Origin of the sequence: Streptomyces sp. WAC05292, assembly GCF_003949955.1 — a bacterium.
Taxonomy (GTDB): domain Bacteria; phylum Actinomycetota; class Actinomycetes; order Streptomycetales; family Streptomycetaceae; genus Streptomyces; species Streptomyces globosus.
In genome coordinates, this window is sequence record NZ_RPSE01000386.1 from 1 (window position 1) to 5,891 (window position 5,891).

The window sequence follows — 5,891 nt, forward strand, 5'->3', positions numbered from 1 at the left end:
CGCCGACGGGGGTGGGGCGTGGATATATGCGCCGCGGAGGCCGTGGGGACGTCAACTGGCTCTGATCTAGCTCAAGTTCTGTCGCGCACCGGGGGGTCCGGTCCCACACTTGGGGCACGTTGCCGGAGCTCTCTTGAGGGGATGCCGATGCGGGACAGCCATCGCGGTGAGGCCGAGCGACTGCTGGAGCGGGCCGTGGACGAAGAGGCCCGGCGGGCCGCCGGTGTGGGGGCGCCGTTCGACAGGGCCGCGCTGCTGAACCGGGGGCTGGAGGCGCTGGAGTCCCTCGCGGCGAGCGCCGCCGAGGAGTACGAGGCGTACGTGCGGGCGGTGGACGCCTCGGACGCCGGGGCGGAGTCGCTCGGCGAGGCGTTCCGGCGGCAGAACACCTCGACGGCGCTGCTCGTGACGGCGGTGGCGGCCGCCGCCGCGGCCGGCGCGGACCTGTCGCTCGGGTTCCCGGTCGGGGCGGCGCTGACCGCCGGGGCCGTCACCGGCGTCGCGGGCGCTGCGGCGGCCGTCGCGAAGGTGACGGCCGGGCACCTGCCGGCCGCGAACCGGCGGGCCGGCGAGCGGGGGCGGCCCGGCGGGCCCGAGCAGCTGCGGCTGAAGTGGCTGACGGCCCTGGAGGTGCGCGGGATACGGCCGTTCCTGGAGCAGCAGCGCGCGGTGGCGGCCGCGGCCCGCGCACCCCGGCAGCCCCGGCCGGCGGCCGCGGTGCCGCCGCTGCGCGGGGGCGACCGCAGTGCGCAGGCGCGGCGGCGCAGCGTGCTGGAGCAGTCCTTCGGGCAGCTCCCGGAGGAGGCAGCGGGGTTCACGGGCCGCCGGGCCGAACTGGCCCGGATCGCACAGTGGGTGCAGGCGGCGCGGGCCAGTACGGAGACCCGGCCGGTGGTGGTCGTCCTGCACGGCGAGCCGGGCGTGGGCCGGACGGCGCTGGCCCTGCGGGCGGCGGACGCGCTGCGGGACCAGTTCCGCGGCGCGTGCGTCGTGGACCTGCGCGGCGGCTCGCCCGGCGGGGGGACACCGCTGCCTGTACGGGAGGCACTGCTGCACCTGCTGAACCGGCTGGGTGCGCCGCGCGAGCAGCTGCTGTTCCGCGAGGGCTCGTCCGCGGAGCAGCAGGTGCGGCGGCTGGGCGAGTTGTACCACCAGCAGTTGCAGGGGCTGCCGGTGACGGTGGTGCTGGACGACGCGGTCGACGCGGAGCAGGTCCGCCCGCTCGTGCCGGAGCGGTCCGAAAGCCTGGTGCTGGTCACGGCGCGGGAGCCGCTGGCGCTGCCCGGGCTCGCCGCCTGGGTCCACCAGCTGCCGGTGCGGCCGCTGCCCGCCGCGGAGGCGGCGGACCTCGTTCGGGCGGCCGCCGTCGGCACCGGGGCGGAGCCGGACGCGGCGACCGTGGCGAAGCTGGTCGCCCTGGGCGCGGGCCTCCCCCTCGCCCTGCGCGCCCTGGCCGCCGCGGCGCCCGCGAGCGGAAGTGCCCCTTCGGCACCGGCAGGCGGGAACGAGGGCGGTTGCGGTATGCCCGCAGCCGGACGCGGAGGCACCTGCCCGGCGACCGCGGGCGGAGACGGAGCGGCCACGGCGCCCGACAGCGGGGCCCAGGGCGCGAACCTGCCCGCGGACGGGAACCAAGGCGCGAGCGCAACGCCCGCGGACGGCGGGGCAGCAGGCGGGGACACGACCGCGGCCGGGGGCGAGGGCGGGGGCGGGGGGCTGGGCATGGGCTCCTGCGGCGGCGTCTCGGCGCGGAACGGGGGGCCGCCTTCAGCGGCGGCCCCCCGATCGCGTGCATCCCGGTCGTCGAAGTCACGGCCGGCGGCATCGGGCACGATGGGCATGGGCCGAGTGTGCGGGCCCACCAGCGCATCGTATGCGGGACCCGCCGGAACCGGCTCCGCGGCCCAGGGAGAGTCGTTCATCAGACCTCGAGGAGCTCGGCTTCCTTGTGCTTGAGCAGCTCGTCCACCTGCGCGACGTACTTCGCGGTGGTGTCGTCGAGCTCCTTCTCCGCGCGGCGGACCTCGTCCTCGCCCGTCTCCTTGTCCTTGACGAGCTTGTCGAGGGCGTCCTTGGCCTTGCGGCGCACGGAGCGGATGGAGACGCGGGAGTCCTCGGCCTTGGTGCGCGCGACCTTGATGTACTCGCGGCGGCGCTCCTCGGTCAGCTCGGGGAACACCACACGGATGATGTTGCCGTCGTTGCTGGGGTTGACTCCCAGGTCCGAGTCGCGGATGGCCTGCTCGATGTTGCGCAGGGCGCTCTTGTCGAACGGGGTCACCACGGCCATGCGCGGCTCGGGCACCGAGAAGGACGCGAGCTGGTTGATGGGGGTGATGGCGCCGTAGTAGTCCGCCATGATCTTGTTGAACATCGCCGGGTGCGCACGGCCCGTGCGGATCGCGGCGAAGTCCTCCTTGGCGACGACGACGGCCTTCTCCATCTTCTCCTCGGCTTCGAGGAGGATTTCTTCGATCACCACGTGCTCCTGCATGTCTTGAATGGATGGTTCAGGCGGGCGGTGCGGGTCCGGCCGCGCGGGGCCGGCTCCGGCTGCGGACCGCTCAGGCCCGGGTTCCCTGGTCGCTCACGAGCGTGCCGATCTTCTCACCCTTGACGGCGCGGGCGATATTGCCCTCGGCGAGCAGTTCGAACACCAGGATCGGCAGATCGTTGTCGCGGCACAGCGTGATGGCGGTGGCGTCCGCGACCTTCAGGTCGCGGGAGAGCACCTCGCCGTACTCCAGCGCGTCGAACTTCACCGCGTCGGGGTTCTTCTTGGGGTCGGAGTCGTAGACCCCGTCGACGCCGTTCTTGCCCATGAGCAGGGCCTCGGCGTCGATCTCCAGGGCGCGCTGGGCGGCCGTGGTGTCGGTGGAGAAGTACGGCATGCCCATACCCGCGCCGAAGATCACGACGCGGCCCTTCTCCAGGTGCCGCACGGCCCGCAGGGGGATGTACGGCTCGGCGACCTGGCCCATGGTGATCGCCGTCTGCACACGGGAGTCGATGCCCTCCTTCTCCAGGAAGTCCTGGAGGGCGAGGCAGTTCATGACGGTGCCGAGCATGCCCATGTAGTCGGAACGGGCGCGGTCCATGCCGCGCTGCTGGAGTTCGGCGCCGCGGAAGAAGTTGCCGCCGCCGATCACGACGGCGATCTCCGCGCCGTCGCGGACCACCGCGGCGATCTCACGCGCGATGGCATGGACGACGTCGGGGTCGACGCCCAGTCCGCCGCCGCCGGAGAAGGCCTCGCCGGACAGCTTCAGCATGAAGCGGCGGCCCTTCCTCCCGTGGTCGCTCTTGTCGTCGGAAGCGTTGTGGGGGTCCACGCCCTGATTCATGGAGATCTCCTCGTGCACATACGAAGAAGGCCATTGCCGGTGGGTCCTCGCGGTTCCCTCTACGGCAATGGCCTCCTCGTCAGATCTGCGGTCGTTCCACGCGTAGGCGGACGACTGCCTCAGACCCTACCGGGGTCCGGTGCCCGTCGTGTACGGACGGACTCAGATGCCGACCTTGATGCGCGTGAAGCGCTTCAGGGTGACACCGGCCTCGTCCAGGACCTTCTGGACGGACTTCTTGTTGTCCAGCGCGTACGGCTGGCCCAGGAGGGTGGCGTCCTTGAAGAAGCCGTTCACGCGACCCTCGACGATCTTCGCGATGGCAGCCTCGGGCTTGCCCTCCGCGCGGGTGACCTCTTCGGCGATGCGGCGCTCGGACTCGACCTTGTCGGCCGGGACGTCCTCGGCGGACAGCCACTGCGGGGCGAACGCGGCGATGTGCTGCGCGACGCCGCGGGCGACCTCGGCGTTCTCCTTGTCCAGCTCGACCAGGACGCCGATCTGGAACGGCAGGTCGGGCATGGTGCGGTGCATGTAGGAGGTGACGTAGCCACCGGTGAACTGCGCGAAGCGGTCCAGGACGATCTTCTCGCCGAGGTTGGCGTTGGCCTCGTCGACGAAGGCGGTGACCGTCTTGCCGGGCTCGATCTCGGAGGCGAGCAGGGCCTCGATGTCGGCCGGGGAGGTGGCGGCGACGTGGGCGGCCAGCTGGTTGGCGACGGCGAGGAACTTCTCACCCTTGGCGACGAAGTCCGTCTCGCACTTCAGCTCGACGAGAACGCCGGAGGTGTTGTCGTCGGCGATGAGGGAGACGACGGCACCGTTCTCGGCGGAGCGGCCCTCGCGCTTGGCGACGCCCTTCTGACCCTTGATGCGGAGGGCCTCCTGGGCCTTCTCCACGTCGCCGTCGGCCTCGACGAGCGCGTTCTTGCAGTCCAGCATGCCGGCGCCGGTGAGCTCGCGGAGCTTCTTGACGTCAGCGGCGGTGTAGTTCGCCATGAGTCTTGTGCTTCTCTCTCGAAGTCGTAGATCTACGGGTGAACGGCGGAGGAGGCGCGCTCGTGGCGCGGCTCCCCCGCCGTCATCGTCCGTGCTGCAAGTGCCCGGAGCGTGAACACCGGGCCCTTCCAGTGGGTCAGGCCTGCTCGGCCTCGGCGGCCGGGGCGGCCTCGGCGGCCGGGGCGGCCTCGGCGGCGTCGGCCTTCTTCTCACCCTCGAGCAGGTCGCGCTCCCACTCGGCGAGCGGCTCGCCGGCGGCCTTGTCGCCCGGCTTCGAGTCGCCGGTCGCGGCGCCGGAGCGGGCGATCAGGCCCTCGGCGACGGCGTCGGCGATGACGCGGGTGAGCAGGGTGACGGAGCGGATCGCGTCGTCGTTGCCCGGGATCTTGTAGTCGACCTCGTCGGGGTCGCAGTTGGTGTCGAGGATCGCGACGACCGGGATGTTCAGCTTGCGAGCCTCGCCGACGGCGATGTGCTCCTTCTTGGTGTCGACGATCCAGACGGCGCTGGGCACCTTCTGCATCTCGCGGATACCACCGAGGGTCTTCTCCAGCTTGGCCTTCTCGCGGGAGAGGACCAGGAGCTCCTTCTTGGTCAGACCCGAGGACGCGACGTCCTCGAAGTCGATCGCCTCGAGCTCCTTCAGGCGCTGCAGGCGCTTGTAGACCGTGGAGAAGTTCGTGAGCATGCCGCCGAGCCAGCGCTGGTTGACGTACGGCATGCCGACGCGCGTCGCCTGCTCGGCGATGGCCTCCTGGGCCTGCTTCTTGGTACCGACGAACATGATGGAGCCGCCGTGGGCGACGGTCTCCTTGACGAACTCGTAGGCGCGGTCGATGTACGACAGCGACTGGAGCAGGTCGATGATGTAGATGCCGTTGCGCTCGGTGAAGATGAAGCGCTTCATCTTCGGGTTCCAGCGACGGGTCTGGTGACCGAAGTGGACGCCGCTCTCCAGCAGCTCCCGCATCGTTACGACGGCCATGGCCATCTCCTTGGTTTTCTCGGTTTTGGTCCTGACGCCCCGATGCGTCCTGCCCCCGTCGAAGGGGACCGAGAGACGCCGGCACCCGGTCTTGCCGACCGGCCCCGGGGCGTGCGAAGTCGACCCGGTGACCCGGATCGCCGTAAGAAGTGTACGGGACCGGGCGGTATGCCAGGTGACGCCGCCGTCCACAACCGGACGGCCGTCCACAGGCCCGCCCGCGCCCCGCGGCGGCGGGGGCACGCTGGCCGCATGACCGTGACGACGCTGCTGATCGCACTGCTGCTGCTCACCGCCCGCGCGGCGGCTCCGGGCCCGCCGGAGGCAGCGGACGCCCGCGAGGCCGCCCGCGCGCCCGCGCGCGCACCGGGGGCAGTGCGGTCCGGCGCGGTGCCGGCCGGGACGGTGCGGCCGCTGCCGGGGGCGGTGCGGCCGCTGCCCGGTCCGCTGGTGGTGTCCCGCTGGTGGGACCCGCCGCCGACCCCGTACGCCGCCGGGCACCGCGGGGTGGACCTGGCGGCCCCGGCGGGTGCGCGGGTGCGGGCGGTGGGGCCGCCAGGTCC

Annotated in this window: 4 protein-coding genes and 2 pseudogenes; 2 read left to right on the forward strand and 4 right to left on the reverse strand. The window is 72.2% G+C overall.

What is annotated here, in order from left to right; translation table 11 throughout:
• Positions 1 to 147: 147 nt before the first annotated feature.
• A pseudogene (locus tag EF903_RS27325) lies at positions 148 to 1,470 on the forward strand (AAA family ATPase); the annotation flags it as partial.
• A 451-nt stretch (positions 1,471 to 1,921) separates the two neighbouring features.
• Here EF903_RS27325 and frr read toward each other — a convergent pair.
• From frr to rpsB, 4 genes are all read right to left on the reverse strand, one after another.
• A complete protein-coding gene (gene frr, locus EF903_RS27335; RefSeq protein ID WP_114054389.1) occupies positions 1,922 to 2,479 on the reverse strand; it encodes a ribosome recycling factor in 558 nt (185 codons plus the stop codon).
• An 85-nt stretch (positions 2,480 to 2,564) separates the two neighbouring features.
• The gene (gene pyrH / locus EF903_RS27340; protein ID WP_114054388.1) at positions 2,565 to 3,344 is read right to left on the reverse strand and encodes a UMP kinase; all 780 of its coding nucleotides are present in this window, start codon (positions 3,342 to 3,344) and stop codon (positions 2,565 to 2,567) included.
• Positions 3,345 to 3,506: 162 nt separating this feature from the next.
• Positions 3,507 to 4,343, reverse strand: a complete 837-nt coding sequence (tsf, locus tag EF903_RS27345) for a translation elongation factor Ts (protein WP_125547580.1) — start codon at positions 4,341 to 4,343, stop codon at positions 3,507 to 3,509.
• 136 nt (positions 4,344 to 4,479) lie between these two features.
• On the reverse strand, positions 4,480 to 5,328 hold the full coding sequence (gene rpsB, locus EF903_RS27350; protein ID WP_125547582.1) for a 30S ribosomal protein S2: 849 nt from the start codon (positions 5,326 to 5,328) through the stop codon (positions 4,480 to 4,482).
• A 252-nt stretch (positions 5,329 to 5,580) separates the two neighbouring features.
• Here rpsB and EF903_RS35555 point away from each other — a divergent pair.
• Positions 5,581 to 5,891 (forward strand): annotated as a pseudogene (locus EF903_RS35555) (hypothetical protein); the annotation flags it as partial.

Coding starts and splice junctions, on each gene's coding strand:
- pyrH (WP_114054388.1), bottom strand. CDS start 3,344: ATGAATCAGGGCGTGGACCCCCACAACGCTTCCGACGACAAGAGCGAC.
- tsf (WP_125547580.1), bottom strand. CDS start 4,343: ATGGCGAACTACACCGCCGCTGACGTCAAGAAGCTCCGCGAGCTCACC.
- rpsB (WP_125547582.1), bottom strand. CDS start 5,328: ATGGCCGTCGTAACGATGCGGGAGCTGCTGGAGAGCGGCGTCCACTTC.